The 26,200-nt window shown below is 62.7% G+C and carries 29 protein-coding genes; 26 read left to right on the forward strand and 3 right to left on the reverse strand.

Annotation, left to right across the window (positions count from 1 at the left end):
- Nucleotides 1-76: 76 nt before the first annotated feature.
- Nucleotides 77-2,242: an NAD-dependent DNA ligase LigA gene (ligA, locus tag JAO82_RS11035; protein WP_332872520.1), complete on the forward strand. Its 2,166-nt coding sequence runs from the start codon at nt 77-79 to the stop codon at nt 2,240-2,242.
- Entirely contained in the window at nt 2,239-4,329 is a 2,091-nt protein-coding gene (gene recG, locus JAO82_RS11040) for an ATP-dependent DNA helicase RecG (RefSeq protein ID WP_198686440.1), read from the forward strand. The genes ligA and recG overlap by 4 nt, the downstream gene beginning before the upstream one ends.
- Before the next feature lie 86 nt (nt 4,330-4,415).
- On the opposite strand, the gene rplI is transcribed toward recG, so the two are convergent.
- Genes rplI through rpsF form a run of 3 tightly spaced genes read right to left on the reverse strand, consistent with a single transcriptional unit; the run spans nt 4,416 to nt 5,644 of the window.
- A complete protein-coding gene (gene rplI, locus JAO82_RS11045; RefSeq protein WP_198686441.1) occupies nt 4,416-5,030 on the reverse strand; it encodes a 50S ribosomal protein L9 in 615 nt (204 codons plus the stop codon).
- 12 nt (nt 5,031-5,042) lie between these two features.
- On the reverse strand, nt 5,043-5,270 hold the full coding sequence (gene rpsR / locus JAO82_RS11050; protein ID WP_198686442.1) for a 30S ribosomal protein S18: 228 nt from the start codon (nt 5,268-5,270) through the stop codon (nt 5,043-5,045).
- Nucleotides 5,271-5,299: 29 nt separating this feature from the next.
- Nucleotides 5,300-5,644, reverse strand: coding sequence for a 30S ribosomal protein S6 (rpsF, locus tag JAO82_RS11055; protein WP_198686443.1), 345 nt, complete (start codon nt 5,642-5,644; stop codon nt 5,300-5,302).
- Between the two features lie 246 nt (nt 5,645-5,890).
- Here rpsF and fabD point away from each other — a divergent pair, with 246 nt between their 5' ends.
- The 24 genes from fabD (at nt 5,891) to JAO82_RS11175 (ending at nt 26,112) form a co-directional block, all read left to right on the forward strand.
- Nucleotides 5,891-6,829 carry an ACP S-malonyltransferase gene (fabD, locus tag JAO82_RS11060; RefSeq protein WP_198686444.1) on the forward strand — a complete coding sequence of 313 codons (939 nt, stop codon included), beginning with the start codon at nt 5,891-5,893 and terminating at the stop codon, nt 6,827-6,829.
- A 29-nt stretch (nt 6,830-6,858) separates the two neighbouring features.
- Complete coding sequence (gene fabG, locus JAO82_RS11065) at nt 6,859-7,596, forward strand: 3-oxoacyl-ACP reductase FabG (protein ID WP_198686445.1); 738 nt, start codon at nt 6,859-6,861, stop codon at nt 7,594-7,596.
- 287 nt (nt 7,597-7,883) lie between these two features.
- Entirely contained in the window at nt 7,884-8,117 is a 234-nt protein-coding gene (locus JAO82_RS11070) for an acyl carrier protein (RefSeq protein WP_198686446.1), read from the forward strand.
- Between the two features lie 188 nt (nt 8,118-8,305).
- Nucleotides 8,306-9,049, forward strand: a complete 744-nt coding sequence (locus JAO82_RS11075) for a 1-(5-phosphoribosyl)-5-[(5-phosphoribosylamino)methylideneamino]imidazole-4-carboxamide isomerase (RefSeq protein ID WP_198686447.1) — start codon at nt 8,306-8,308, stop codon at nt 9,047-9,049.
- A 128-nt stretch (nt 9,050-9,177) separates the two neighbouring features.
- Complete coding sequence (fabF, locus tag JAO82_RS11080) at nt 9,178-10,443, forward strand: beta-ketoacyl-ACP synthase II (protein WP_198686448.1); 1,266 nt, start codon at nt 9,178-9,180, stop codon at nt 10,441-10,443.
- Nucleotides 10,443-11,597 (forward strand): endolytic transglycosylase MltG, encoded by a 1,155-nt coding sequence (mltG, locus tag JAO82_RS11085; RefSeq protein ID WP_198686449.1) that lies wholly within the window; start codon nt 10,443-10,445, stop codon nt 11,595-11,597. The genes fabF and mltG overlap by 1 nt, the downstream gene beginning before the upstream one ends.
- 199 nt (nt 11,598-11,796) lie before the next feature.
- Nucleotides 11,797-12,144 carry a hypothetical protein gene (locus JAO82_RS11090; protein WP_198686450.1) on the forward strand — a complete coding sequence of 116 codons (348 nt, stop codon included), beginning with the start codon at nt 11,797-11,799 and terminating at the stop codon, nt 12,142-12,144.
- A complete protein-coding gene (locus JAO82_RS11095) occupies nt 12,080-13,423 on the forward strand; it encodes a DNA-packaging protein (protein WP_456299548.1) in 1,344 nt (447 codons plus the stop codon). Before JAO82_RS11090 ends, JAO82_RS11095 begins: the two co-directional genes overlap by 65 nt.
- Nucleotides 13,424-13,541: 118 nt before the next feature.
- Complete coding sequence (locus tag JAO82_RS11100; RefSeq protein WP_198686451.1) at nt 13,542-14,732, forward strand: phage portal protein; 1,191 nt, start codon at nt 13,542-13,544, stop codon at nt 14,730-14,732.
- Nucleotides 14,719-14,952, forward strand: a complete 234-nt coding sequence (locus JAO82_RS11105; protein WP_408635537.1) for a GTA head formation protein, RCAP_rcc01685 family — start codon at nt 14,719-14,721, stop codon at nt 14,950-14,952. The genes JAO82_RS11100 and JAO82_RS11105 overlap by 14 nt, the downstream gene beginning before the upstream one ends.
- Before the next feature lie 35 nt (nt 14,953-14,987).
- Nucleotides 14,988-15,545: an HK97 family phage prohead protease gene (locus JAO82_RS11110; protein WP_198686453.1), complete on the forward strand. Its 558-nt coding sequence runs from the start codon at nt 14,988-14,990 to the stop codon at nt 15,543-15,545.
- Between the two features lie 37 nt (nt 15,546-15,582).
- Entirely contained in the window at nt 15,583-16,764 is a 1,182-nt protein-coding gene (locus tag JAO82_RS11115) for a phage major capsid protein (protein WP_198686454.1), read from the forward strand.
- Between the two features lie 169 nt (nt 16,765-16,933).
- A complete protein-coding gene (locus tag JAO82_RS11120; protein WP_198686515.1) occupies nt 16,934-17,524 on the forward strand; it encodes a head-tail connector protein in 591 nt (196 codons plus the stop codon).
- Nucleotides 17,524-17,862, forward strand: coding sequence for a head-tail adaptor protein (locus JAO82_RS11125; RefSeq protein ID WP_198686455.1), 339 nt, complete (start codon nt 17,524-17,526; stop codon nt 17,860-17,862). Before JAO82_RS11120 ends, JAO82_RS11125 begins: the two co-directional genes overlap by 1 nt.
- Nucleotides 17,859-18,281, forward strand: coding sequence for a DUF3168 domain-containing protein (locus JAO82_RS11130; protein WP_198686456.1), 423 nt, complete (start codon nt 17,859-17,861; stop codon nt 18,279-18,281). The genes JAO82_RS11125 and JAO82_RS11130 overlap by 4 nt, the downstream gene beginning before the upstream one ends.
- A gap of 16 nt (nt 18,282-18,297) precedes the next feature.
- Nucleotides 18,298-18,711, forward strand: coding sequence for a phage major tail protein, TP901-1 family (locus tag JAO82_RS11135; RefSeq protein WP_198686457.1), 414 nt, complete (start codon nt 18,298-18,300; stop codon nt 18,709-18,711).
- A 5-nt stretch (nt 18,712-18,716) separates the two neighbouring features.
- A complete protein-coding gene (locus tag JAO82_RS11140; RefSeq protein WP_198686458.1) occupies nt 18,717-19,034 on the forward strand; it encodes a gene transfer agent family protein in 318 nt (105 codons plus the stop codon).
- 26 nt (nt 19,035-19,060) lie between these two features.
- Entirely contained in the window at nt 19,061-19,237 is a 177-nt protein-coding gene (locus tag JAO82_RS11145) for a rcc01693 family protein (protein ID WP_232897363.1), read from the forward strand.
- Nucleotides 19,230-19,892, forward strand: a complete 663-nt coding sequence (locus JAO82_RS11150; protein WP_198686460.1) for a phage tail tape measure protein — start codon at nt 19,230-19,232, stop codon at nt 19,890-19,892. Before JAO82_RS11145 ends, JAO82_RS11150 begins: the two co-directional genes overlap by 8 nt.
- 23 nt (nt 19,893-19,915) lie before the next feature.
- A complete protein-coding gene (locus JAO82_RS11155) occupies nt 19,916-20,548 on the forward strand; it encodes a phage distal tail protein, Rcc01695 family (RefSeq protein WP_198686461.1) in 633 nt (210 codons plus the stop codon).
- Nucleotides 20,548-21,435: a DUF2163 domain-containing protein gene (locus JAO82_RS11160; RefSeq protein WP_198686462.1), complete on the forward strand. Its 888-nt coding sequence runs from the start codon at nt 20,548-20,550 to the stop codon at nt 21,433-21,435. The genes JAO82_RS11155 and JAO82_RS11160 overlap by 1 nt, the downstream gene beginning before the upstream one ends.
- On the forward strand, nt 21,432-21,878 hold the full coding sequence (locus JAO82_RS11165; protein WP_198686463.1) for an NlpC/P60 family protein: 447 nt from the start codon (nt 21,432-21,434) through the stop codon (nt 21,876-21,878). The genes JAO82_RS11160 and JAO82_RS11165 overlap by 4 nt, the downstream gene beginning before the upstream one ends.
- Nucleotides 21,878-25,807 (forward strand): baseplate multidomain protein megatron, encoded by a 3,930-nt coding sequence (locus JAO82_RS11170; RefSeq protein ID WP_198686464.1) that lies wholly within the window; start codon nt 21,878-21,880, stop codon nt 25,805-25,807. Before JAO82_RS11165 ends, JAO82_RS11170 begins: the two co-directional genes overlap by 1 nt.
- On the forward strand, nt 25,807-26,112 hold the full coding sequence (locus JAO82_RS11175; protein ID WP_198686465.1) for a DUF7742 family protein: 306 nt from the start codon (nt 25,807-25,809) through the stop codon (nt 26,110-26,112). The genes JAO82_RS11170 and JAO82_RS11175 overlap by 1 nt, the downstream gene beginning before the upstream one ends.
- Nucleotides 26,113-26,200 lie beyond the last annotated feature (88 nt).

Here is a 26,200-nt window from a genome sequence, read left to right on the forward strand (position 1 = left end):
GCCGCGCGCGTTTCGGCGCTGGACCTGAACCGGGACGCGCCCTATCACTCAAGCAAAAGAAGTGTGGGGCGAAGCCGTGGCCGAGAGGACCGAAGTAGACTTATTGACGCGCGCGCAAGCGCAACGTGAGCTGGCCGAACTGGCGGCGCTGCTGGATCGAGCGAATATTGCTTATCACGCCGAGGATGCGCCCGAGATTACGGACGCCGAATATGATCGCCTGAAACAGCGCAATGCGGCGATCGAAGCCAGATTTCCCGATCTTAAACGCGCCGACAGCCCAACCGACCAAGTTGGAGCGCAACCGGCCGAAGGGTTTTCCAAGGTCAGCCATAGCCAGCGAATGATGTCGCTGAGCAATGCCTTTGACCTGCAGGATGTGACGGATTTTGACGCGAGCATTCGGCGTTATTTGGGGCTGGGCGAAAAAGACGTTCTGCAATACACCGCCGAGCCCAAGATCGATGGGTTGTCGCTGTCGCTGCGCTATGAGCGCGGAGTTCTGATGCAGGCGGCCACCCGCGGCGATGGGTCGGTCGGGGAAAACGTGACGGCCAATGCGCGCACGCTTGCGGATATTCCCGAGCGTCTGATCGATGCCCCTGAAGTTCTGGAGGTGCGGGGCGAAGTTTACATGTCTCACGCCGATTTTGCCGACCTGAACGCAAGGCAGGAAAAGGCGGGGGCGCGCACTTTTGCCAACCCGCGCAATGCCGCTGCGGGATCGCTGCGCCAACTGGACGCATCGGTGACCAAAGCGCGGCCGCTTCGGTTCTTTGCCTATGGCTGGGGCGAAACCTCCGAACCGCTTGCCAAAACGCAGATACTGGCGATCAGGAGACTGGCCGAACTGGGATTCCAGACCAACCAGTTGACGGTTCTGTGCGACGGACCCGAGCCAATGCTTGCCTTTTACACCGAGATCGCGGCGCAACGCGCCACATTGGGCTATGATATTGATGGTGTGGTATACAAGGTAGACGATCTCGCATTGCAGGCACGGCTGGGCTATCGCTCGACCACGCCGCGTTGGGCAATCGCGCATAAGTTTCCGGCAGAATTGGCCTGGACGCGGCTTGAAGCCATCGACATTCAGGTCGGGCGCACCGGCGCGCTTTCGCCAGTGGCGCGCTTGTCGCCAGTGACTGTGGGCGGCGTGGTGGTGTCGAACGCGACCCTGCATAACGAGGATTATATCGCGGGCCGCAGCGCCAGTGGCGAGGCGATCCGCGATGGCAAGGATATTCGTGTCGGTGACTGGGTGCAGGTCTATCGCGCCGGTGATGTCATCCCAAAGATTGCGGATGTCGATCTGGACCAGCGTCCGGACACCGCAACCCCCTATGACTTCCCCCGGAAATGCCCCGAATGCGGCAGCGATGCGGTGCGCTCGGAAGGCGACGCGGTGCGCCGCTGCACCGGCGGGCTGGTCTGTCCGGCGCAAGCGGTGGAGAAACTCCGGCATTTTGTCAGCCGGGCGGCTTTTGACATCGAAGGGCTGGGCGCGAAACAGGTAGAGCAGTTTTACGCCGATGGCTGGATTGCGGAACCTGCCGATATTTTTACGCTGAAAGAACGCTATGGCAGCGGTTTGCAACAGTTGAAAAACCGCGACGGCTGGGGGGAGAGATCGGCCAACAATCTATTTGCCGCGATTGATCAAAAGCGCCGTATCCCGCTGGCCCGATTCATCTTTGCACTTGGCTTGCCCCATGTGGGTGAAGTCGCCGCCGCCACTTTGGCGCGCCATTTCACAACCTGGGAGGCGCTGACCAAGGCGGCGGATCGTGCGGCGCAAGAACCGGCCTTTGTCGCAGCGGATGCCAAACTGCGACGGGCCGCGCTGCCGGAAAGCCCGGCTTGGTGCGAACTCACCGGAATCGATGGGGTCGGTGACGTTCTGGCCGAAGCCCTTGTGACCGCACTGTCCCAGAAACGCGAGCGCGAGTCGATTGACCGGCTGGCGGCAATGTTGGAGATCGAGCGACCCGAACAGCAGGCAACCAACAGTCCGATTCAGAACAAAACGATAGTCTTTACCGGCACGCTGGAAAAGATGACCCGCGCCGAGGCGAAGGCCCGCGCCGAGGCATTGGGCGCGAAAGTGTCGGGTTCGGTCTCGGCCCGAACCGATCTTGTCGTAGCGGGGCCCGGGGGTGGCTCGAAGTTCAAGAGAGCGCAGGATTTGGGGATCGAAACGCTGGACGAAGACGGCTGGCTGGATCTGATCGGATCGCTATGAGCGCGCGCCCGGAACTGCTATTTCCGCTTTTCGCCGAGGTCGAAACGCTGCCCGGTGTGGGGCCGAAAACTGCGCGCTTGATGGCCCAGCTGGGCGTTGAGACGGTTGGCGATCTGCTGTTCTCGTTGCCTTATGCGGTGATCGACCGGCGCCGCCGCGACACCATCAAGGACGCTGATCTGCCCTCGACGCTGACCGTGACTGTGACGGTGCGTGCGCATCGCCCGCCCGGCAGCCGTGGTGGGGCGTGGCGGGTGCTGGTCGAGGACGGCGCGACGGATTTTCAGTTGGTATTCTTTCATGCGCGGGGCAATTATCTCGAGCGCCTGCTGCCGGTGGGCGAGCAGCGTGTCGTGTCGGGCAAGCTTGAACTGTTCGATGGCACGGCGCAGATGGTGCATCCCGATCATGTTCTGCCCTTAGATGAAGCAGATGACATTCCAGATTTCGAACCGGTTTATCATCTCACCCAAGGCGTCAGTCAAAAGGTCATGTTCAAGGCCGTACAGGCTGCTTTGACCCGGATCCCGGCATTGACCGAATGGATCGATCCGGCGCTCATGGCGCGCGAGGGCTGGCCGGACTGGGCCGAAGCGCTTCATCAAGTGCACGCACCCCGAGGGCTGGACGATTTCGCAGTCACTGCGCCGGCGCGTGCGCGTCTGGCTTATGACGAGTTGATGGCACATCAGTTGACGCTGGCATTGGCGCGACGGCGGGAACGCAAGGCCCGCGGCATCGTCAGTCGAGGCACTAGGGCATTGCAGCAAAAAGTGCGCGCGGCGCTGCCTTATGACCTGACCGGCGCGCAATCCCGGGCGATCGCGGAAATTGCCGCCGACATGGCGGCCCCGCAGCGGATGAACCGCTTGCTTCAGGGCGACGTTGGGGCAGGCAAGACACTGGTGGCGCTGATGGCGTTGCTGATCGCGGTAGAATCCGGCGGTCAGGGCGTGATGATGGCTCCGACCGAAATTTTGGCGCGTCAACATCTGGAGGGCCTGCGCCCGTTGGCTGAATCCGCCGGGGTGGTGCTGGAAATCCTTACCGGGCGCGACAAACGCGGCGAGCGGCGCGCCAAGCTGGAGGCGTTGCAACGCGGTGAAATTCAGATTCTAGTCGGGACCCATGCGGTATTTCAGCCGGACGTGAAATTTGCCGATCTGCGCCTGGCCATTGTTGACGAACAGCATCGTTTTGGTGTTCAGCAACGGCTGGATCTGGCGCAAAAGGGGCTGGGCGCGGATATGCTGGTGATGACCGCGACGCCGATTCCACGCTCGCTCGCATTGGCCCAGTATGGCGATATGGATGTGTCGGTGTTGGATGAAAAACCGCCCGGACGCAAACCGATCAAGACAGCGGTGGTCAGTATCGAGCGGATGGACGAAGTGGTGGCGCATCTGCGTCGCGCGATTGCCGAAGGGCGGCAATGCTATTGGGTCTGCCCGCTGGTTGAAGAATCCGAATTGGTGGACCTGACCGCAGCCGAAGACCGGTTCAAACGGTTGCGGGCGACGCTGGGCGAGGGGGTCGTGGGGCTGGTCCATGGCCAGATGCCGCCCGCCGAAAAAGACGCAGCGATGGCCGATTTTCAGGCCGGGCGCACACAGGTTCTGGTGGCGACGACGGTGATCGAGGTCGGGGTGGATGTACCCAATGCCACGATCATGGTGATTGAGCGCGCCGAGATCTTCGGTCTGGCGCAATTGCACCAGTTGCGCGGCCGTGTCGGGCGCGGCGCGGCGGCATCGACTTGTCTCCTCCTGTATCGCCCGCCGCTGTCGGATGGCGGACGCAAGCGCCTTGAGGTGCTGCGCGAAACCGAGGACGGGTTCGTGATTGCCGAAACCGATCTGGCGATGCGCGGTGCGGGCGATGTGATCGGGACGGCGCAGCACGGCTTGCCGCAGTTTCGTATCGCGGATCTTGAGCGGCAGGCGGGGCTGATGGCGCTGGCGCAAAGCGATGCGCGGGCATTGCTGACCAGTGATCTTGCGCTGGAGGGGGTACGCGGTCAGGCAGCGCGTCACCTGTTGTGGCTGATGCGGCAGGATCGCGCGATTCGGCTGATCTCGGTGGGTTGAGACGCGGGACGACCGGGAAAGAAAAAGGCCGCGCCGGTGACACCGGCGCGGCCTTTGGGTTTTTCTAGAGGCGAAATATGCTCCGCTTAGTTCTCGTCGGACTCAGACTCATTGAGCGAGTGCTGGAGGTCGGCGTCTTCGGCTGCCGCTCCACCGACATCTTCAAACAGTTCGGAGATTTCGAATTCTGCAGCGGCCTCTTCCTCGGCTTCCAGTTCCTGGATCGATTTGCCTGCTGCCTGGAGCTCGGCTTCTTCGGGCGAGCGCGCGACGTTAAGTGAGATCACGACCATCACTTCGGGGTGCAGGTGCACTTCGATATCGTGCAGGCCGAGCTCCTTGATCGGAGTGCGGATCAGAACCTGTTTGCGATCGATGGAGAACCCTCCCTCGGTCGCGACATCGGCTGCGTCACGGGTGGTGACCGAACCGTAAAGGTTGCCGCCATCGGAAGCTTGGCGAATCACCACAAAGGTTTCGCCTTCCAGACGTTTGGCAAGGGCTTCGGCCTCTTTGCGGGTTTCCAGGTTGCGCGCTTCAAGCTGCGCTTTCTGTTCCTCGAAGGCTGCAATATTAGCTTGCGAGGCTGTCAGGGCTTTACCCTGCAACAGCAGGTAGTTGCGTGCGAAGCCGGGTTTGACATCGACGACGTCGCCCATCTGGCCCAGCTTGGCCACGCGTTCAAGAAGGATCACTTGCATGTCAGGGTCTCCTTATTTCACGGCGTAGGGAAGCAACGCCAGAAAGCGGGCGCGCTTGATTGCCCGGGCCAGTTCACGCTGCTTTTTGCCCGAGACGGCAGTGATGCGCGATGGCACGATCTTGCCGCGTTCGCTGATATAGCGCTGCAACAGACGGGTGTCTTTATAGTCGATCACCGGTGCGTCGTCGCCCGAGAAGGGGCAGACTTTGCGACGGCGGAAAAATGGTTTTGCGGCCATGGTTTAGTGTCCTTTTCTAAGGCTGAGAATCAACGGCGGTCGCGGCGGTCGTCGCGCTTTTGCATCTGGATCGACGGGCCTTCCTTGTGCTCGTCCACCTTGATGGTCAACACGCGCATGACATCATCATGCAGGCGCATCAGACGTTCCATTTCCTGAACGGCGGTGGCCGGCGCATCCGAGCGCAAAAAGGCGTAGTGGCCCTTGCGGTTCTTGTTGATTCTGTAGGCCATCGTCTTGACGCCCCAGTATTCGTGATCGACCAGCGTACCGCCATTGTCGGACAGCACGGTGCCGAAATGTTCGATCAGACCTTCGGCTTGCGTGTTGGACAGATCCTGACGCGCAATCATGACATGCTCATAGAGTGGCATGTGGACTCCTGTTTTGTATCAAGGCGCATTTCATAGGAGGGGCCAGTATCCCGGTCGCAGCCCCGCCACGAGAGTCTGCGCGGTTCAATCAATCGCGCCGGGATGGCCCCATATACACGCTATGACGTGCACGGCAAGGCTGCGGACGGAATTCCGAGCGCTTTTTGCATCATTGCAGATGTGCTCAGGCGTTGTGCTTTGATGGCATGCAAGCTAATGCAAATCACGTTGTCAGACGGAGTTATCATGAGCACAGCATTCGTATTTCCCGGTCAGGGCGCACAAGCTATCGGCATGGGCCGCGCGCTGGCAGAAAGTTATCCGCAGGCGCGCGCGGTTTTCGATGAAGTCGATGAAGCCCTGGGCGAGAAACTGAGCGACTTGATTTGGGAGGGCGAGATTGCGGAGCTGACCCTGACGCGCAACGCGCAGCCCGCGCTGATGGCAACATCGCTGGCGGCGATACGTGCGCTTGAGGCTGAAGGTGTCACGGTCGGCAATGCCAGCTTTGTGGCGGGGCATTCGCTGGGCGAATATTCGGCCTTGGCGGCGGCAGGTGCCATCAGCGTCGCCGATACGGCGCGACTGTTGCGCACGCGTGGGCAGGCGATGCAGGATGCGGTGCCGGTTGGGCAGGGCGCGATGGCAGCGCTGTTGGGCCTGGATCTTGATGCGGTTCGCGCCGTTGCAGCCGAGGCGGCGCAAGGTGCGGTCTGCGAGGCCGCAAATGACAATGACCCGGCGCAGGTCGTGGTGTCTGGCGATACCGCAGCGGTGGAACGGGCGATCGAACTGGCCAAGGAACGCGGAGCCCGGCGTGCGGTGATGTTGCCGGTCAGCGCGCCGTTTCATTGCGCGCTGATGGCGCCAGCCGCAAACGTCATGAAAGCGGCCTTGGACGGGGTCGAAATAAAGGCACCGGTGGTGCCGCTGGTTGCCAATGTCAAAGCGGCCCCCGTCAGTGCGCCAGAAGAGATCCGCGCCTTGCTGGTTGAGCAGATTACCGGTGCGGTGCGCTGGCGCGAAAGCGTGTTGGCGATGGCCGCCGAGGGCGTGACCGAGATCTGGGAGATCGGCGCAGGCAAGGCGCTGTCCGGCATGATCCGCCGCATCGATCGTGGCATCACGACCCGCGCCATCGGCACTCCGGACGAAGTGAAAGAAGCTGCGGCCGGTTTTGAATAAGCGGAAGAAAAACGCTCAGGAGAGAAAAAATGTTTGATTTAACCGGAAAATGCGCGCTGATTACCGGCGCATCGGGCGGGATCGGCGGCGACATCGCCCGCGCCCTGCATCAGGCCGGAGCCACGGTGGGCCTGTCGGGTACCCGTCAGGAGCCATTGGCGGCACTGGCTGAGGAGCTTGGCACGCGGGCCCATGTATTGCCGTGTAATCTGAGCGATATGGCGGCGGTTGACGAATTGCCCAAACAGGCTGTCACTGCGATGGGGCAAGTGGATATTCTGGTGAACAACGCCGGAATTACCCGCGATAACCTGTTCATGCGCACCTCGGATGAGGAATGGCAAAGCGTCATCGACGTGAACCTGACCGCGACCTTCAAACTGTGCCGCGGCGTTCTGCGCGGCATGATGAAGGCGCGCTGGGGTCGCATCGTGAATATCTCAAGCGTGGTCGGGGCAATCGGCAATCCGGGGCAGGCCAATTACGCGGCCGCCAAGGCAGGTGTGATCGGTATGGGCAAATCGCTGGCCTATGAAGTTGCCAGCCGGGGCATCACCGTGAACGCGATCGCACCCGGCTTTATTGCCACGGCGATGACCGATAAGCTGACCGATGAGCAGAAATCTGCCTTGCTGACCAAAGTACCTCTTGGCCGCATGGGAACCTCGGATGAGATTGCCGCCGCCGTGCTTTATTTGGCTAGCCCTCAAGCTGGCTATGTCACTGGGACGACGCTGCATGTTAATGGCGGCTTGGCGATGCTTTGATCCGCTAGCGGCGGAATTTGCATGCTGAAATCTGACGGTGCAAACGATCCTCGCTTGTCTGAGCGAGGACGATATACTATCGGAGAGAGAGGGAGCGTGGCGGCGGTTTTGGTTTGATCAGTAACCGCGTGAAAGCGTTTGCCATCGCTACCGACTGTGCTATAGGCACCGGAAATACGCGAGCGGGGCCCCTTGGTGCCGCAATTCCAACCCCGGACCACCGGGATAACCGGCCCGGTTTGGGCGAAGACTTGGGCTCATAGCCCGTAAAGGAACGAGGAACAGAAATGAGCGATGTCGCAGACCGCGTGAAAAAGATCGTAGTGGAACACCTAGGTGTCGAAGAGGACAAAGTGACCGAGAGTGCCTCGTTCATCGACGATCTGGGCGCAGACAGTCTGGATACGGTCGAGCTCGTCATGGCTTTCGAGGAAGAGTTCGGCATCGAGATTCCGGACGATGCGGCCGAGACGATTCAGACTGTTGGTGATGCGGTGAAATTCATCAAGGGCGCTTCCTGATCCAATTCCGGATCAAGGTTTTTTTAACGGCGTTTTCCTACGGGAAAGCGCCGTTTTTTGTTGCGTGGCCTGGATCGGGTATACGTGCGCAGGCGGAAATAACTTTCCGGGTAAGTCCTAGATTATGAAATTGTGGGCCGGGTGTGCTATGATCCTGCAGACGCGCAGGCTTGGCAAAGGGGATGTCCATGCAACTTTATCCGACGATACAGCTACGACAGGGGCGATGTGTGACGCTCACCCGTGGTCGGCTGGAAAAACCCACTGTCTACGATGTGGACCCCGTTGAGATGGCGTGCAGCTTTGCCATGGCCGGGGCCGAGTGGATGCATCTGACCGATCTGGATGCGGTGGCGCGACAGGGCGACAACGCGGACCTCATCGAGCAAATCATCCGGTCTGCCGGGATACCCGTACAACTGGGCGGCGGTTTCCGCAGTCGCGAGGTCGTCGAGCATTGGCTGGAGAAGGGCGCGGGAAGTATCGTGATCGGCAGCTGGGCGAAATGGGAGCCGCAGGCGGTGCGTGATCTGGTTAAATTCCACCCCGCCCAAATCGCTTTGGCGCTTGATGTGTGGCAGGGCCAGGTGATGGTGGACGGCTGGCGCAAAGCCAGTGCCTTTACCCCCGAGGGGTTTATTGAGGGGTTTGACGATCTCCCTCTGGCGGGAATCATCGTCACTGATATCGACAGCGATATCGGCGAGATCGATGCGCAATTGGGAATTATATCCGGACTTGCCGCCAAGGCACGCGCCCCCGTCATTGCCAGCGGCGTGATCCGCAGCCTTGATGACGTTGCGCGGCTGAAATATGTGCATAATATTGCCGGAGCGATCATCGGCCGCGCGCTATTGGACGGTTCGGTGACTTTGGCCGAAGCTCTGGAGGTGGCGCGCCCCGAAGCCGAGCCAATTGCCGAGTTTCAGTAGTCAAAGCTGCAGTGAAACGACGAAAACCGACAGTTGCGCCTGCGCTGCGCTCTTGCCCCTATCCCCCTGCGCGCGGTAAGAGCGGTGAATATTGAGCACGCAGGCGGATTAAGGCAAGAGGGCAACGGATGCGCAGAGTTGTGGTGACAGGGCTAGGGCTGGTGACACCTTTGGCCAGCGGAGTTGAAGAAAGCTGGTCGAGGATTCTGGAAGGGCGTTCCGGAGCCGGACCGATTACGCGCTTTGACGCGTTAGCCAGCGGTGTAGCGACAACCTATGCCTGTGAAGTTCCGCGCGGCGATGGCGGCGACGGGACCTTCAACGCTGACGACTGGTTGCCGGCGAAAGAGCAGCGCAAGATCGACGATTTCATCCTGTTCGGAATCGCCGCGGCGGATATGGCTGTGCGCGATGCCGGATGGACGCCTGAGGCCGAGGAAGACCGGCTGCGGACCGGCGTGATGCTGGGCTCGGGCATCGGCGGGTTGAACTCGATCGCCGACACCGCGGTTCTGCTTAAAGAGCGGGGACCGCGGCGGGTCTCACCATTCTTTATTCCCGGTGCGCTGATCAATCTGATCTCCGGACAGGTGAGCATACGTTACGGTTTCAAAGGGCCGAACCATTCGGTCGTTACGGCGTGCTCCACCGGGGCGCATGCCATCGGAGATGCCAGTCGGCTGATCAGATATGGCGACGCCGATGTGATGATCGCCGGTGGCGCAGAGGCGGCGATTGGCGAGATCGGGATTGCAGGCTTTAATGCCTGCAAGGCTCTGAGCACCAAATATAGTGACAATCCGCAGGCCGCCAGCCGCCCCTATGATCAAGATCGCGACGGGTTCGTGATGGGCGAGGGCGCGGGCGTTGTGGTGTTGGAGGAATACGAGCACGCAAAGGCGCGCGGCGCGACCATATATGCCGAAGTCCTGGGCTATGGGCTGTCGGGGGACGCGTATCATATTACCGCACCCAGCGAGGATGGCGACGGGGCCGAACGCTCGATGCGTGCGGCTCTAGGAAATGCGGGCCTTGAGCCGTCGGCGGTGGATTACATCAACGCGCATGGCACCAGCACCATGGCGGATACGATCGAACTGGCGGCGGTTGAGCGGATGATGGGCGAGGCAGCCGCCACGGTCACCATGTCGTCGACCAAGTCGATGACGGGGCATCTGTTGGGCGCGGCGGGGGCGATCGAGGCGATCTTCTCGATTCTGGCTATCCGTGACCAGGTGGCACCGCCGACGATCAACCTGGATAATCCCGCAGTGGAAACGCCGGTGGATCTGGCACCGAACGCCAAGCGCGAACGTGAAATCAATGTGGCACTGTCCAATTCCTTCGGATTTGGCGGCACCAATGCGAGCGTCCTGTTTGGAAAGGTGACCTAATGTGGCGCAGTCTTGCCTCGAACATGGTGACCTTCCTGCTCGTGGCCTTGTTTCTGATTGGCGGCGTGATCCTATGGGGGAAACGCCAATATACTGCGGAGGGCCCGTTGGCCGAGGCCATCTGCCTTCGGGTTGAGCGCGGATCGAATATTGGCAAAGTCAGCCGTGATTTGGCCGGTAAAGGCGCTGTCAGCAGCTCAAAGATCTTTCGCATCGGCGCGGATTACACCGACAAGGCGGGCAAGCTGAAAGCCGGCAGCTTTCTGGTGCAGCCCGGTGCGTCGATGGAGCAGATCGTCGATCAAATCACCCGCGGCGGCGCCAGCACTTGCGGAACAGAGATTGTTTATCGAGTCGGTGTGAACCACACGATCGCACGGATACGTGAACTCGACCCGGCGACCAGTGAGTTTGCCCCCTTGGCCGAGTTCGATCCGATCACCGAAGAGGCTCCTGAGGTATATGCTGAAAAGCGCGGCGAGACCGATACGCGCTATCGCATTGCGCTGGCGGAAGGCGTGACCAGCTGGCAGGTGATCGAGGCGCTGAAGGCGATTGATGTGCTGGAAGGCGAGGTCGCGGAGGTCCCGGCCGAGGGCCGACTGGCACCGGACAGCTATGAGGTAACACCGGGCACACTGCGCGCCGATCTGGTCGCGCTGATGGAGCGGCGGCAAGATCTTCGGATTGCTGCTGCGTGGGAAAGCCGTGCGGAAGGGATCCCGTTGGAGAGCCCCGAGGAAATGCTGATTTTGGCGTCGATCATCGAAAAGGAAACCGGCGTGCCGGATGAGCGCAGGCAGGTGGCCAGCGTATTTGTGAACCGGCTGGAGCGGGGGATGCGATTGCAGACTGACCCGACGGTGATCTATGGGGTGACCAAAGGCAAAGGCGTCTTGGGTCGGGGATTGCGGCAAAGTGAATTGCGCAAGGCGACGCCGTGGAACACCTATGTGATTGAAGGTTTGCCGCCAACACCGATCGCCAATCCCGGATTGGCCAGTCTTGAGGCTGCAGTGGCTCCTGCAGCAACGGATTACGTGTTTTTCGTGGCCGATGGGACCGGCGGACATGCATTTGCAAAAACGCTGGAAGAACATAACCGCAATGTCGCCAAATGGCGCCAGATCGAGGCGAACCGACCGGGGCAGTGATTTCGGCGCGTATAGCGAGGTGAGCTGCGCTATACGCGTTTGGCTTCGTTGCGTTATGGGTTGACAATCCGTACGGTTTCACGTATAGGTTGTGTCATGCTAGGGGAAATGAGCAAGCGACTGCAGGGGTGATCCTGCCGGTCGCTTTTTTTATTTCTGTCGTGCGGAGATCATTTTCGCATGAGGTCGATGAACAAGCATGACTTTGATTACCCCCGAAGAGCGCATTCACCGGACGGCGGAATTGCTGGCGTCGCTGGAGGATTCGATTCGCGACCTGCGCCGACAGGCGGAAGACCTGAGCAGGCAGTTACAGGCCGGGGAGGATGCAGATCTTGTAACGGGAACCAGACGGGTTGCGGCGGTCGAAGCGCTGCTACGAACCTGCCAAAAGGTGGAGGCAAGCCTTGTCGAACAACAACAACAGAGACAGGCCGGAAACATACAGGGCGGGCAAGCGCTCGACCTGGTGCAGGCTCGACTTGAGGTCGGGTGCAGATTGGCTCGCTTGCGCGCCTGTTGCGACCCGGGAAAGATTTCTGAATGAGATTGGAGAGGGAGGGCTTTGGGCCCTCCCTTTTTTGTTCGAGTTCTGGGCATTGCCGCACCAGTTGCCGCCCTTGGGAGATTGGCGGGTCTGGGTGGTTATGGGCGGACGAGGGGCAGGCAAGACGCGGGCGGGGGCCGAATGGATGCGCCGACAGGTCGAGGGTGGCACGCCGCTGAGCCGGGGGCGCGCGCGGCGTCTGGCGCTGGTGGGCGAAACTTACGATCAGGTGCGCGACGTGATGGTATTTGGCGAGAGCGGCATATTGGAGTGCTCGCCCCCGGATCGTCGTCCCATCTGGAAAGCGAGTGAACGTAAACTGGTCTGGCCGAACGGGGCCTCGGCGCAGGCGTTTTCGGCACATGATGCCGAGGCGTTGCGCGGGCCACAATTCGATGCCGCCTGGGCCGATGAACTGGCCAAGTGGAAAAAGGCGGATGAAGCTTGGGATATGCTGCAATTTACCTTGCGGCTCGGGGATGACCCAAGGGTGTGCGTGACCACGACGCCGCGCAATGTCGGGGTGCTGAAACGATTACTGGCGGCACCATCGACCGTGGTCACCCATGCGCCGACCGAGGCCAATCGGGCCAATCTGGCGGCGGGCTTTCTGGAGGAGGTGCGCACGCGCTATGCCGGCACGCGGCTGGGGCGGCAGGAACTGGATGGCGTGCTGCTGGCGGATACCGAGGGCGCGCTGTGGACCGGTTCGGCGCTGGAAACGGCGTGGATTGCAGATGTACCGGCGCTGGACCGCGTGGTCGTGGCGCTGGACCCCGCAATAAGTGCAGGCGGGGCTGCGGATGAATGTGGCATCATCGTGGTCGGGGCTTGCACGAAAGGGCCACCACAGGATTGGCGTGCCTATGTGCTGGCCGATTGCACGGTGCAGGGGGTCAGTCCGACGGGCTGGGCCAGAGCGGCGATTGCGGCGATGGAGCAATTCGGGGCCGAGCGGCTGATCGCTGAGGTGAACCAAGGTGGCCAACTGGTGGAGGAAGTGATCCGACAGGTGGATCCGCTGGTGCCGTTCAAGGCGGTGCATGCCACGCGCGGCAAGGCTGCGCGCGCCGAACCGGTCGCGGCGCTTTATGAGCAAGGGCGGGTGCGGCATGTGCCGGGGTTGGAGCTGCTGGAAGAACAGATGTGCCTGATGACCGCGCGCGGCTATGAGGGCGCGGGCTCGCCCGACCGGGTGGATGCGCTGGTCTGGGCACTGCATGAATTGATCATCGCGCCCTCGCGGCAGCTATTGCAGCCACGTCTGCGGGTGCTCTGACGCTGTTGCGTGATCACCGCGCGGTGGATTTGCCAAATTTTATGAAAGCTCTGTCAAAACGGTTTGCGAAAGGCCGGTTGGCGCATGTCGACGCGATGAACAGATAGGAGCATCAACAATGGTATTTGATTTCTTGCGTCGCAGAGCCAAGGCCAATGTGCCCGAGAGCAAGGCAAGCGCGACCGGGCGGGTGCTGGCCTATGCCGGATCGGCGCGGGTGGCCTGGAGCCCGCGCGATACGATATCGCTGACCCGAACCGGGTTTTCCGGCAATCCGGTGGGGTTCCGGTCGGTCAAGCTGATTGCCGAGGCAGCGGCAGCGCTGCCTCTGGTCTTGCAGGATTGTGATCGGCGCTATGAGCAGCATCCGCTGCTGGCATTGGTGCGTCAGCCCAACCCGGCGCAGGGACGGGCCGAGCTGATGGAGGCGTTATTTGCGCAGATGCTGCTGTCGGGAAACGCCTATGTCGAGGCGGTCCGCATCGACGCTCAGGCAGCGCCGGTGGAGCTACATGTGCTGCGTTCGGACCGGATGAGCGTGATTCCGGGCAGCGATGGCTGGCCGGTCGGCTATGAATACAGCGTCGGCGGCCGGAAAGTGCGGTTTGATGCCAGTGGGGCGGTTTCGCCGATTTGCCACGTCAAATCCTTCCATCCGCAGGACGATCATTACGGACTGTCCCCGTTACAGGCGGCGGCGATGGCGCTGGACGTGCATAATAGCGCCAGCCGCTGGTCGAAATCGCTGCTGGACAATGCCGCGCGGCCCAGCGGAGCGCTGGTGTTCCGGGGCGGTGATGGCCACAGCAGCATGGCGGATGACCAGTTCCAGCGGCTCTCGGATGAGATCAGCGCAAACTATCAGGGTGCGCGCAATGCCGGGCGACCAATGGTTCTGGAAGGCGGGCTCGACTGGAAGCCGATGGGGTTCTCGCCCAGCGACATGGAGTTCCACAAGACCAAGGAGGCGGCGGCGCGTGAGATCGCGCTGGCCTTCGGGGTGCCGCCGATGCTGCTTGGGATCCAGGGCGATGCGACCTATGCCAATTATCAAGAGGCGAACCGGGCTTTTTACCGCCTGACGGTGCTGCCGCTGGCGACACGGGTGGCGTCGGCGCTGTCGGACTGGTTGGGGCGATTCAGTGGCGAGGTGCTGGAGCTGAAGCCCGATCTTGACCAAGTGCCGGCGCTGGCGGCCGAGCGCGATGCGCAATGGGCGCGGGTGGCGCGGGCGGATTTTCTGAGCAACGGCGAAAAGCGCGCGCTGCTGGGGCTGCCGACGGTGGCAGCGGCCGATGCGGATGCGTGAGGGGCGGTCAGAATATGAGCCATTCGAATGCGCGCCGGGCTTACGTTTAGCGGCCCATGAGCGGGTCGCCCAGATCCATCATGAGAACCTTAACAGGCGGCTGGATCGACTGGAAGCGGGCATGGAGCGATTGGAGCGGCGGTTGTGGCTGGCGGTTTACGGGGTGGCGGCGATGATTCTGGGTCAGGCGGTGCAGTCCATCATCGCGGCAGCACCATGAAAAGCGAAACATCAATGGTTTATGAGGAGCAGTTGATGCAGATCAACAGCGGATTGGAGTGCAAGTTCGCCGGGTTCGGTGCCAAACTGAGCCTAAGCGACGGGGCGGTGATCGCGGGCTATGCCAGCCTGTTCGGACAGGCGGATCAGGGCGGCGACGTGGTGCAGCAGGGCGCTTATGGCATATCGCTGAAGGCGCTGGCGGCGCGCGGGCAGAGCGTCAAAATGTTGTGGCAACACGACCCGGCGCGGCCAATCGGTGTTTGGGACGAGGTGCGCGAGGACGGGCGCGGTCTTTGGGTCAAGGGCCGAATTCTGGAGGCCACCCAAGCCGGGCGCGAGGCGATCGCGCTGGTCGCGGCGGGGGCGATTGATGGGCTGTCGATCGGTTATCGCACACAGCGGGCGAGCAAGAACGACAGGGGCCAGCGGCTCTTGAGCGAACTGGAGCTTTGGGAGGTGTCGCTGGTGACGTTCCCGATGCTGGCCAGTGCGCGGGTGGCGGCCAAGGGCGAGAGTCACGAAACCGATGCCACCCTGCGCGAGTTGGCGGCGGTCTTTGAGGACGCGCGGCTGGAACTGGCGCGACACTGACTGCGCGCTGAATTCTGACAACAGACAGGATGTGACGATGAACAAGTCCGATGGATCGGCCTTGGCCGGGGACGGTGTGCCCATGATTCGCGAAGTGAGGCAGGCAATGACCGGCTTTGTCAGTGAACTCAAAGGCTTCAAGGGTGAGTTTGGAACCAGACTGCAACAATTGGAAGAGCGAGTGACCATGCTGAATAGAGACTCAATCGCCGCGGCGCGTCCGCAACTGGCCGCAGGTACGGATGCCGGGGCTCCGCATCAAAAGGCCTTTAACGCCTATCTGCGCTCGGGCGATGATGACGGGCTGCGCGGCCTTGAATTCGAGTGCAAGGCGATGTCCACTGCGGTGAACGGCGACGGCGGGTTTCTGGTGGATCCGCAAACCTCTGAGCGGGTGCAGTCGGTCCTGAATTCCACGGCGTCGATCCGGGCGGTGGCCGCAGTCGTGAATGTCGAGGCGACAAGCTATGACATGCTGATCGACCATGGCGAAGTCGGCGCCGGCTGGGCCAGCGAGACTGGCGCCGTGGCGGAAACCGGGACGCCGCAGATCGACCGGATTTCGATCCCGCTGCACGAGTTGAGCGCGCTGCCCAAGGCGAGCCAGCGGCTGTTGGATGACAGCGCTTTTGACATCGAGGGTTGGCTGGCGGGGCGCATCGCCGACAAATTCGCCCGTGCCGAAGCGGCAGCCTTTATCAATGGCGATGGCGAAGACAAGCCGCGGGGCATTTTGAACCATGCGGTCGTCGACAATGAAATCTGGGCCTGGGGCAATCTGGGCTATGTGCCGACCGGTGTCAGTGGCGATGTCGGCGGCGGCGAGGCGGTGATCGATCTGGTCTATGCGCTGGGTGCGCAATACCGCGCCAATGCCAGCTTTGTCATGAACTCGAAAACCGCCGGACATCTGCGCAAGCTCAAGGACAATGACGGGCGGTTCCTGTGGTCAGACGGTCTGGCCGCCGGTGAACCGGCGCGGCTGCTGGGCTATCCGGTGCTGATTGCCGAGGACATGCCCAACCCGGAGGCGGACGCGATGGCGGTGGCCTTCGGCGATTTTGCCGCCGGTTACACCATTGCCGAGCGCCCCGATCTGCGCGTGCTGCGCGACCCGTTCAGCGCCAAGCCCCATGTGCTGTTCTACGCCACCAAGCGCGTGGGCGGCGATGTGAGCGATTTCGCCGCCATCAAGCTTCTGAAATTCGGCACCGCGTAAGGGGCCGGATACGGTCGCGGCAGAAACCGTGGCCGTGGCAGGCGCGTGCCGGGTGAGATCCCTCGCGTTGTCTAGCTGCTCTCCCTCCGTCCGAGCAACGTGAGGTGGTGCGCGTCTGCCGATCAGACTGGGTTGGCCCCGGAGGGGGCGGAGCATGCGGAGTGTAGGAATGATGTTGATCGAAGAGACCACGGTACCCGATGCAGCCTTGCCGGTGGACCGGTTCAAGGCGCATCTGCGGCTGGGAACCGGGTTTGGCGACGACCAATTGCAGGACGGCATCTTGCTTGGGTTCCTGCGGGCGGCGATCGCCGCGATCGAAGCGCGCACCGGCAAGGTTCTGATCCGGCGCGAGTTCGGCTGGGAGCTGGAAGACTGGCGTGAGCGGACCGGGCAGGTTCTGCCAGTGGTACCGGTGTCGGCGATTGTAACTGTCCTAACAACCGATGCTGATGGCACCGAGACGGCGATCCCGCTGGAGAACGTGCGGCTGGAGCCCGACAGCCAGCGGCCGCGATTGCGGCCCGTTGGCCCGCTGCTGCCGGCGGTGCCGGTGGGCGGCAAGGTGGTGATCCGCATGGTCGCAGGCCTGGCCGAGGAATGGGACGATCTGCCTGCCGATCTGGGCCAGGCGGTGCTGCTGCTGGCGGCGCATTATTACGAATATCGCCATGAAACCGCGCTCAGCGCCGGCTGCATGCCCTTTGGCGTCAGCAGCCTGATCCAGCGCTATCGTGTGCTGCGGCTGGGGGTGGCGTGATGAAACTGCCGAACCTATCGCGCCTACTCGAATTGGAAAGCCCGGTGCGCCAGCCCGACAATGCCGGTGGCTATGTGGAAAGTTGGGCCACACTCGGCTGTGTCTGGGCCGAGGTAACAATCCGCAGCGGCCGAGAACGGGCCGAGGTCGATATGCCGGTTTCGACAGTGCGCTGGCGTGTGGTCGTACGCGCCTCTCCGGTCGGGGCATCGTCGCGGCCAAAAGCCGGACAGCGGTTTCGCGAAGGCGTGCGCGTCATGGCGATCCGGGCGGTGGCCGAGCGTGATCCTTTTGGGCGCTATCTGACCTGTTTCGCTGAAGAGGAGGTGGCAATATGACTTATGCAATGGCAGGCGATCTGCAAGGCGCAGTCTGGCAGCATCTTCTCGCGGACCCCAGCCTGAACGCGCTGGTGGGCACGGCAATCTATGACGCGCTGCCGCTGGGCACGATCCCAGAAACCTATGTAAGCATCGGTGCCGAAACGGTGAGGGATCGTTCCGATATCAGCGGCACGGGGGCCGAGCATCGATTCACGATTTCGGTGATCAGCGAAGTCGCTGGCTTCGCCCACGCCAAGGCGGTCGCGGGGGCAGTCGGGGATGCGCTGCTGCACCACGATCTTACGCTAGAGCGCGGGCGGATGGTGGGGCTGTGGTTCGAACGGGCCACCGCGCGGCGCACGGGCAGTGCGGGACGGGTGCGGCGCATCGACCTGCGATTTCGCGCCCGCGTCGAAGACGATCAGGCAGTGTGAGCAAGGAGGCACGGCTATGGGTGTGCAAAACGGCAAGGATCTCTTGGTGAAGGTGGATATGACCGGCGACGGCCAGTTCCAGACCATTGCGGGGCTGCGCGCCACGCGGGTCAGTTTCAATGCCGAGAGCGTCGATGTGACCAGTCTGGAAAGCCAGGGCGGCTGGCGCGAGTTGCTGGGCGGCGTGGGGGTGCGCTCGGCGGCGATTTCCGGCTCGGGTGTGTTTCGCGATGCCGGCACTGACGAGCGCGCCCGGCAGTTGTTCTTTGACGGGCTGACGCCGGATTTTCAGGTCATCATTCCAAATTTCGGCATTGTCGAGGGGCCGTTCCAAGTGACCGCGATCGAATATGCCGGTTCCCACAATGGGGAGGCGACCTATGACCTATCGCTGGCCAGCGCTGGTGCGCTGACTTTTCTCGCACTGTGATCGCGATGACCAATCCATGGACGGGTGAGGCGGCGCTGGTGATCGACGGCCAGCGGCGGGTGCTCAAATTGACACTGGGTGCGCTGGCCGAACTGGAACAGACGCTGGAGGCGGGGTCGCTGGTCGATCTGGTGCAGCGGTTCGAAAGCGGCGGTTTTTCGGCACGCGATGTGCTGGCGTTGATCGCCGCCGGATTGCGGGGCGGGGGCAACGACATGGCCCCCGCCGATCTGGCCCGCGCCGACATCGTAGGCGGGCCGCTGGCGGCGGCGCGGGTCGCGGCGGAATTGCTGGCGCGCGCCTTTGTGGTGCCAGCGCCGTGACACATGGTTTTGACTGGCCGGCGCTGATGCGGGCCGGGATGCAGGGCTTGGGCTTGGCTCCAGATGTGTTTTGGCGCCTGACACCGGCGGAATTGCGGCTGATGCTGGGCCAAGGCGGCGAAACAGCACCGCTGACGCGGGCGGGCTTCGATGCATTGCTGGCGGCCTGGCCTGACCACCCGAAAGGAGACGGCGATGAGTGAGCAGGATGCGATCAGCGATCTGGAACAACAGAGCGCTGCGCTAGAGGACAGTCTGGGCGCGGCGGCCAATATGGCGGCGGGATTCAACGGTGAGTTGCGCCGGATCCGCGAGACGCTGGCGGCCACCGGCAAAGACGTGGCGGTGTTGGAACGGGGTTTGTCCAAAGGCCTGCGACGGGCATTTGATGGGCTGGTCTTTGATGGCGTGAAACTGTCGGACGCCTTGGAGACGGTGGCGCGGTCGATGATCCAGACCACCTATTCCGCGGCCATGAAACCGGTCACCGATCAGGTTGGTGGGATGTTGGCGCACGGTGTCAATAGCGTGGTCGAGGGGGTGCTGCCCTTTGCCGACGGCGCAGGGTTCGCGCAGGGGCGGGTGCTGCCCTTTGCCAATGGGGGCGTGGTCAGCGGGCCGGTGAGTTTTCCGATGCGCGGTGGGCGTGGGTTGATGGGCGAGGCCGGGCCGGAGGCGATCATGCCGCTGGCACGCGGGGCCGACGGCAAGCTGGGAGTGCGCAGCGCGGGCGGTGCCGGCCCGGTCAATGTGGTGATGAACATCACGACCCCGGATGTGCAGGGCTTTCGCCGCAGTCAGGCCCAGATCGCGGCGCAAATGGGGCGCGCCATGGGGCGCGGCAACCGCAACCGATAATTCCGGCTGAAAGGGAAAACGCAATGAGCTTTCACGAGGTGAGATTCCCGGCGAGCCTGAGCTTCGGCTCGCTCGGGGGGCCCGAGCGGCGCACCGATGTGGTCACGTTGGCCAACGGATTCGAGGAGCGCAACACCCCTTGGGCGCATTCGCGGCGGCGCTATGATGCCGGATTAGGGATGCGCAGTCTGGACGATGTCGAAACGCTGATTGCGTTTTTCGAGGCGCGGCGCGGGCAGATGTTCGGCTTTCGCTGGAAGGACTGGTCCGATTTCAAATCCGGGCGTGCCACGGCAGAGGTCAGCTTTGCCGATCAGGTGATTGCGGTGGCAGACGGGCAGCGCCGCGAGTTCCAGTTGATCAAGACCTACCGCTCGGGCGCGTTCAACTATGCGCGGCCAATCCACAAACCGGTGGCGGGAACCGTGCGGATCGGTATCGAACAGGACGAGATGCGCGAGGCGGTCGATTTCGACGTGGATCTGACCACCGGGCAGATCGTGTTTTACCACCCTCCGGCCGAGTCGATGGAGATTAAGGCGGGATTCGAATTCGACGTGCCGGTGCGGTTCGATACCGACCGCATTCAGACCAGCGTGGCCAGTTTTCAGGCGGGCGAGGTGCCCAACGTGCCGGTGGTGGAGGTGCGGGTGTGATGAGCGGGATGGATGAGCGGTTTCAGGCGCATCTTGCCAGTGGTCTGACGACCCTGTGCCGGGCCTGGATGATCACGCGCAAAGACGGCGTCTGCTATGGCTTTACCGATCACGATTGCGCGTTGGCATTCGACGGCATCACGTTCCGTGCCGATAGCGGCATGTCGGCGTTGGCGCTGCAGCAAGGCACCGGGTTGGCGGTGGACAATAGCGAGGCAATCGGCGCGCTGAGCGATGCGTCGATCCGTGAGGCGGATATCGAGGCGGGCCGCTTTGACGCGGCTGAGGTGCTTGCCTGGCTGGTGAACTGGGCCGATGTCAGCATGCGCTGGTTGCAGTTTCGCGGCACCATCGGACAGATCCGGCGCAGCGGCGGGGCCTTCCATGCCGAGCTGCGCGGGCTGACCGAAGCGCTGAACCGGCCCTTGGGGCGGGTCTATCAGAAACCCTGCACGGCGGTGCTGGGCGATAGCGCCTGCGGCTTTGATCTGGATCGGCCCGGTTATGCCGAGACACGCCCCATCGCGGATGTTGCCGAGCAACGGATATTCCGCTGGGAGGGGCTGCTCGAATTCGAACCCGGCTGGTTCGCGCGGGGCCGCCTGAGCGTGCTCGACGGTGCCGGTAAGGGGCTGTGGGGGCTGATCAAACATGACCGGTTCGAAGACAACACCCGTGTGATCGAGCTGTGGGAGCCGATCCGCGCGAACCTTGCACCGGGCGAGCGAGTGCGGCTGGAACCGGGCTGCGACAAGGGACTGGAGACCTGCCGCCTGAAATTTGACAATCTGATCAATTTTCAGGGGTTTCCCGACATTCCCGGCGAAGATTGGGTGATGGCGGTGCCGAAAGCGTCGACTGCCAATACTGGGGGGAGCCGGCGATGAGCGATCAGCGGGAATGTATCGTGGCGGCGGCGCGGAGCTGGATCGGCACGCCCTATCGCCATCAAGCGGCGACACGCGGGGCGGGGACCGATTGCCTGGGGCTGATCCGGGGGGTTTGGCGCGGGCTGTACGGGGAGGAGCCCGAACCGGTGCCGCCCTATTCGATGGACTGGGCCGAGCCGCAGCTTGACGAGCGTTTGTGGGCGGCGGCGCGGCGGCATCTGGAGGAGCGTCCGGCGATCTCTTTGGTGCCGGGGACTGTCGTGCTGTTCCGGATGCGCGCCGGTTCCGTGGCCAAACATCTTGGGATCGTGACGACGACCGGCGATGCCGCCCGTTTCGTCCATGCCTATTCCGGGCATGGGGTGATCGAAAGCCCGTTAAGCGCGCCCTGGCGGCGGCGCATCGTGGCGTGTTTTGACTTTCCGCAGGGGAACGGGTGATGGCGACGATAGTATTTTCGGCTGCGGGTGCGGCCATCGGCGGCTCGATCGGGGGCACGGTGGCGGGGCTGTCTTCGGTCGCGATCGGGCGCGCGGTTGGGGCAACACTGGGGCGGGTGATCGATGAGCGGCTATTGGGGGCAGGGTCGGCCCCGGTTGCGACCGGCAAGGTGGACCGCTTTCGCCTGACCCATGCGGGCGAAGGCATGCCGATTGCACAGGTCTATGGCCGTTGCCGGCTGGGCGGACAGGTGATTTGGGCCTCGGATTTTCGCGAGGATAAAGCCACCAGCGGGGGCGGAAAGGGTGCACCGCGCAAGCCGAAGACGACGGAATACAGCTACTCCGTGTCGCTGGCCATCGCGCTATGTGAGGGTGAGATCCTGACCGTCGGGCGCGTTTGGGCCGATGGCGAGGAGCTGGCGCGCGACGATCTGAACCTGCGCGTCTATACCGGAAAGCGCGATCAGCAGCCCGATCCGGTGATTGAAGCAATCGAGGGTGCGGGCATGGTGCCGGCCTATCGCGGCACGGCCTATGTGGTGATGGAGGATCTGGCGCTGGCACCGTTCGGCAATCGGGTGCCGCAGTTTTCCTTTGAGGTGATCCGCGCGGCGCAACCGGATGCACCGGATTTCGCCGACGATCCCGCACAATCGGTCACCGGCGTGGCGCTGATACCGGGGACCGGTGAATATGCGTTGGCAACGACACCGGTCTATTATTCGGATGGGCCGGGCAGCAAATGGGCGGCCAACACCTATTCGCCCTCGGGCAAAAGCGATTTTGCAACATCGGTCGAAACACTGGTTGAGGAACTGCCCAATTGCAGCGCGACCGCGCTGGTGGTGGCCTGGTTCGGCGATGACCTGCGCTGCGGCGAGTGCCGGATCAAGCCCAAGGTCGAGCGTCAGGCACATGAGGGGAGCAATATGGCCTGGCAGGTCGCCGGGCTGACACGTGGCGGTGCCGAGGAAATCGCGCAGCGCGAGGGGCGGCCGATCTATGGCGGCACACCCGCGGACGATTCGGTGCTCGAGGCCATCGGGCACCTGCGCGAGAATGGGCAGCGGGTGATGTTCTATCCGTTCATCCTGATGGATCAACAGGAGGGCAACGGCCTGCCTGATCCATGGAGCGGCGCGCAGAACCAGCCGGCGTTGCCGTGGCGGGGGCGGGTCACGTTGTCGGCGGCACCGGGGCAGGAGGGCTCGCCCGATGGAACGGTGCAGGCAGAACAGGAGGTCGCGGCCTTCTTCGGGTCGGCCAGCGCCAGCGATTTTCAGATCAGCGAAGGGCGGGTGGACTATAACGGGCCGCAGGAATGGGGCTTGCGCCGGTTCATCCTGCATTACGCTGCGCTCTGTGCGGCGGCGGGTGGTGTCGACGCTTTTTGCATCGCATCGGAAATGCGCGGCCTGACACAGATTCGCGGGGCGGCGGGGTTTCCCGCTGTGGCGGCGCTGCGCGCGCTTGCAGCCGAGCTGCGCACGCTGTTGGGGCCGCAAACCAAGATCGGCTATGCGGCGGATTGGTCGGAATATTGGGGCTATCAGCCGCAGGACGGCAGCGGCGATCGGTATTTCCATCTCGATCCGCTCTGGGCCGATGATAATATCGATTTTATCGGGATCGACAATTACATGCCGCTGTCGGATTGGCGCGATGGGGACGAACATGCCGATGCGGCGGCGGGATGGCATAGCATCCATGCGCGCGGCTATCTCGAATCCAATGTCGAGGGTGGCGAGGGCTTTGATTGGTTCTATCACTCGCCCGAGGCGCGGGCGGCCCAGATCCGCACGCCGATCACCGATGGCGCACATGAGGAGAAGTGGATCTGGCGTTACAAGGATATTCGTGGCTGGTGGCAAAACCCCCATCACGAGCGCATCGGCGGGCTCCGGCAGGCGGCAGCGACGGCTTGGGTGCCGCAATCAAAACCGATCTGGTTCACCGAACTGGGCTGCGCTTCGGTGGACAAGGGGACCAACCAGCCCAATAAGTTTCTTGACGGCATGTCGTCGGAATCGAGCCTTCCGCACTATTCCAATGGTCAGCGCGACGATCTGATCCAGCGTCGATACCTTGAGGCGGTTCTGGGCCATTGGCGGCAGCCCGAAAACAACCCGGTTTCTGAAGTCTACGCCGCGCCGATGCTGGATCTGGCGAATACCTATGTCTGGGCCTGGGATGCGCGCCCATTTCCAGCCTTTCCCAATAATCGCGAGCAGTGGAGCGACGGTGCCAACCATGCGCGCGGCCATTGGCTGAACGGGCGCACGGGCAGCCGGACGCTGGCCTCGGTCGTGGCGGAGATCTGCCGCCGCGCGGGCGTGTCGGCGATTGATACGTCGATGTTGCACGGCATCGTGCGCGGTTACGTGGTCGAGGAGGTCGCCGATGCGCGCAAAGCCCTACAGCCGCTGATGCTGCGCTATGGTTTCGACGCCATCGAGCGCGACGGGGTGCTGAAATTTGTCATGCGCGGGCTTGTCCATCCGCAGGAATTGGCCCGCGATACACTGGCCGAAAGCGGCGAAACCGAGGGGCTGATCGAGCGGCTGCGCGACAGCGAGGCGGAGCTTTCAGGCCGGGTGCGGGTGCGGTTCATCCAGTCGGGGAGCGATCACGATGTCGCCACCGAGGAGGCGGTCTTGCCCGATGCGGCGACCCATGCGGTCACCACAAGCGACTTGCCGCTGGCGATGACCCGTGCCGAAGGGCGGCAGACGGTCGAGCGCTGGCTGACCGAGGCCCGGCTGGCGCGGGACACGGTGCGGTTTGCCTTGCCGCCCTCGTTGATGGCTTGCGGCGCGGGCGATGTGGTGCGTCTTGCGGGGGATAGGGACGCGGAGGGCGGTCTTTATCGGATCGACCGGGTCGAGCAATCGGATCTACAACTGATTGAGGCGGTGCGGATCGAGCCGGAGGTGTATCTACCCGCGGAAACGGCAGATGATGCCCCCCCTTCTACGGCCTTTGAACCGCCAGTGCCGATTCTGCCGCTGTTTTTGGATCTGCCCCTGATGAGCGGCGACGAGCTGCCCCATGCCCCGCATATTGCGGCGACGGCAACGCCCTGGCCGGGTTCGGTGGCGGTTTATGCATCGGGGAGCGATGACAACTATACGTTGAACGGGATGATCGCGGCGCGTGCAGCGATCGGCCAGACGCAGACGCCGCTGCCCCGCGCTCGGCCGGGGCTTTGGGATTGGGGTGCGCCGCTTGAGGTCAAATTATTTGGCGGCGGGCTAGAAAGCCGCAGCCGCGAGGCGGTTTTGAACGGGGCGAATCTTGCGGCCATCGGCGACGGGTCGGCGGATCGGTGGGAGCTGTTCCAGTTCCAGCAGGCCGAGTTGATCGATCGTGACAGATGGTGGTTATCGGGTCGGCTGCGGGGGCAATTGGGCAGCGATGCGCTGATGCCAGACATGTGGCCGGCGGGGTCGTGGTTTGTGCTTGTTGACGCGGCGGTGCGCCAGATTGCGCTGAACAGCGTGCAACGCCGGGTGGCGCAGAATTTCCGCATCGGTCCGGCGCAACGTGGCTATGACGATCCGATCTATGTGCACCAAGTCGAGGCGTTCGACGGGAACGGGTTGCGGCCCTATGCGCCCAGTCATTTGCGCCTTGCACCGATGCTAGGGGGCGATCTGCGCGTGTGCTGGGTGCGGCGTACGCGGATCGACGGTGATCGCTGGGACGGACTCGAGGTACCGCTTGGCGAGGGACAGGAAACCTATCTGGTGCAGGTTCGAGATGGCGGCAAAGTTCTGCGCTCGGCGACGGTGAGCGCACCGGAATGGGTCTATTCCAGTGCCATGCAGGCAGAGGACGGGGCCGATGGGTCGACTTGCATCGAGGTGGCGCAGATTTCCGCGCGCTATGGGGAAGGGCCGGGTGTGATGGTCAGGGTGCCGGGCTGATGCGGCCAATTCTACATGGCGATGTCAGTAGCGCCGCGCGGGCGTTGCTGGTGCTGCCGCCACAAGCGCGCGACGCGGTCTGTCGACAGATGATTCGGCAGGCTCAGCAGGCCGACCACCATGTCCGCGAGAACGGGCGCGTGCATCCGATCTGGGGCAATGGCTCGCTCATGGCGGCGGCGCGCAACTGGCCGCTGGCGGATGAGCCGGGATTCGATGATGTGGATTACTGCCATTGTTTCAAATTGGTGTTGCGTGCGCTGATCGACCACCATTGCGGCACCGGGAATGGCCGTAACAGGTGACTTGCATTTGATGCGCAGGCCTATGATCGCTCGTCGGTTTGCGATTGGCGTTTCCTGCGTTACTTAGCTATTATGGGCGCAACGAAAG

This window comes from Pontibaca salina (assembly GCF_016307205.1).
In the GTDB taxonomy this organism is placed as follows: domain Bacteria; phylum Pseudomonadota; class Alphaproteobacteria; order Rhodobacterales; family Rhodobacteraceae; genus Pontibaca; species Pontibaca salina.

Bases quoted from the DNA above. Each gene is read 5' to 3' on its own strand.
- rpsR (WP_198686442.1), bottom strand. From the start codon at position 5,270: ATGGCCGCAAAACCATTTTTCCGCCGTCGCAAAGTCTGCCCCTTCTCG.
- JAO82_RS11130 (WP_198686456.1), top strand. From the start codon at position 17,859: ATGACTTATGCAATGGCAGGCGATCTGCAAGGCGCAGTCTGGCAGCAT.
- JAO82_RS11135 (WP_198686457.1), top strand. From the start codon at position 18,298: ATGGGTGTGCAAAACGGCAAGGATCTCTTGGTGAAGGTGGATATGACC.
- JAO82_RS11115 (WP_198686454.1), top strand. From the start codon at position 15,583: ATGAACAAGTCCGATGGATCGGCCTTGGCCGGGGACGGTGTGCCCATG.
- JAO82_RS11120 (WP_198686515.1), top strand. From the start codon at position 16,934: ATGATGTTGATCGAAGAGACCACGGTACCCGATGCAGCCTTGCCGGTG.
- JAO82_RS11105 (WP_408635537.1), top strand. From the start codon at position 14,719: ATGCGGATGCGTGAGGGGCGGTCAGAATATGAGCCATTCGAATGCGCG.
- JAO82_RS11090 (WP_198686450.1), top strand. From the start codon at position 11,797: ATGACTTTGATTACCCCCGAAGAGCGCATTCACCGGACGGCGGAATTG.
- fabF (WP_198686448.1), top strand. From the start codon at position 9,178: ATGCGCAGAGTTGTGGTGACAGGGCTAGGGCTGGTGACACCTTTGGCC.
- JAO82_RS11140 (WP_198686458.1), top strand. From the start codon at position 18,717: ATGACCAATCCATGGACGGGTGAGGCGGCGCTGGTGATCGACGGCCAG.
- fabD (WP_198686444.1), top strand. From the start codon at position 5,891: ATGAGCACAGCATTCGTATTTCCCGGTCAGGGCGCACAAGCTATCGGC.
- JAO82_RS11145 (WP_232897363.1), top strand. From the start codon at position 19,061: ATGCGGGCCGGGATGCAGGGCTTGGGCTTGGCTCCAGATGTGTTTTGG.
- rpsF (WP_198686443.1), bottom strand. From the start codon at position 5,644: ATGCCACTCTATGAGCATGTCATGATTGCGCGTCAGGATCTGTCCAAC.
- JAO82_RS11155 (WP_198686461.1), top strand. From the start codon at position 19,916: ATGAGCTTTCACGAGGTGAGATTCCCGGCGAGCCTGAGCTTCGGCTCG.
- rplI (WP_198686441.1), bottom strand. From the start codon at position 5,030: ATGCAAGTGATCCTTCTTGAACGCGTGGCCAAGCTGGGCCAGATGGGC.
- JAO82_RS11070 (WP_198686446.1), top strand. From the start codon at position 7,884: ATGAGCGATGTCGCAGACCGCGTGAAAAAGATCGTAGTGGAACACCTA.
- recG (WP_198686440.1), top strand. From the start codon at position 2,239: ATGAGCGCGCGCCCGGAACTGCTATTTCCGCTTTTCGCCGAGGTCGAA.
- mltG (WP_198686449.1), top strand. From the start codon at position 10,443: ATGTGGCGCAGTCTTGCCTCGAACATGGTGACCTTCCTGCTCGTGGCC.
- JAO82_RS11125 (WP_198686455.1), top strand. From the start codon at position 17,524: ATGAAACTGCCGAACCTATCGCGCCTACTCGAATTGGAAAGCCCGGTG.
- JAO82_RS11175 (WP_198686465.1), top strand. From the start codon at position 25,807: ATGCGGCCAATTCTACATGGCGATGTCAGTAGCGCCGCGCGGGCGTTG.
- fabG (WP_198686445.1), top strand. From the start codon at position 6,859: ATGTTTGATTTAACCGGAAAATGCGCGCTGATTACCGGCGCATCGGGC.
- JAO82_RS11160 (WP_198686462.1), top strand. From the start codon at position 20,548: ATGAGCGGGATGGATGAGCGGTTTCAGGCGCATCTTGCCAGTGGTCTG.
- JAO82_RS11100 (WP_198686451.1), top strand. From the start codon at position 13,542: ATGGTATTTGATTTCTTGCGTCGCAGAGCCAAGGCCAATGTGCCCGAG.
- JAO82_RS11165 (WP_198686463.1), top strand. From the start codon at position 21,432: ATGAGCGATCAGCGGGAATGTATCGTGGCGGCGGCGCGGAGCTGGATC.
- JAO82_RS11150 (WP_198686460.1), top strand. From the start codon at position 19,230: ATGAGTGAGCAGGATGCGATCAGCGATCTGGAACAACAGAGCGCTGCG.
- JAO82_RS11110 (WP_198686453.1), top strand. From the start codon at position 14,988: ATGCAGATCAACAGCGGATTGGAGTGCAAGTTCGCCGGGTTCGGTGCC.
- JAO82_RS11075 (WP_198686447.1), top strand. From the start codon at position 8,306: ATGCAACTTTATCCGACGATACAGCTACGACAGGGGCGATGTGTGACG.
- JAO82_RS11170 (WP_198686464.1), top strand. From the start codon at position 21,878: ATGGCGACGATAGTATTTTCGGCTGCGGGTGCGGCCATCGGCGGCTCG.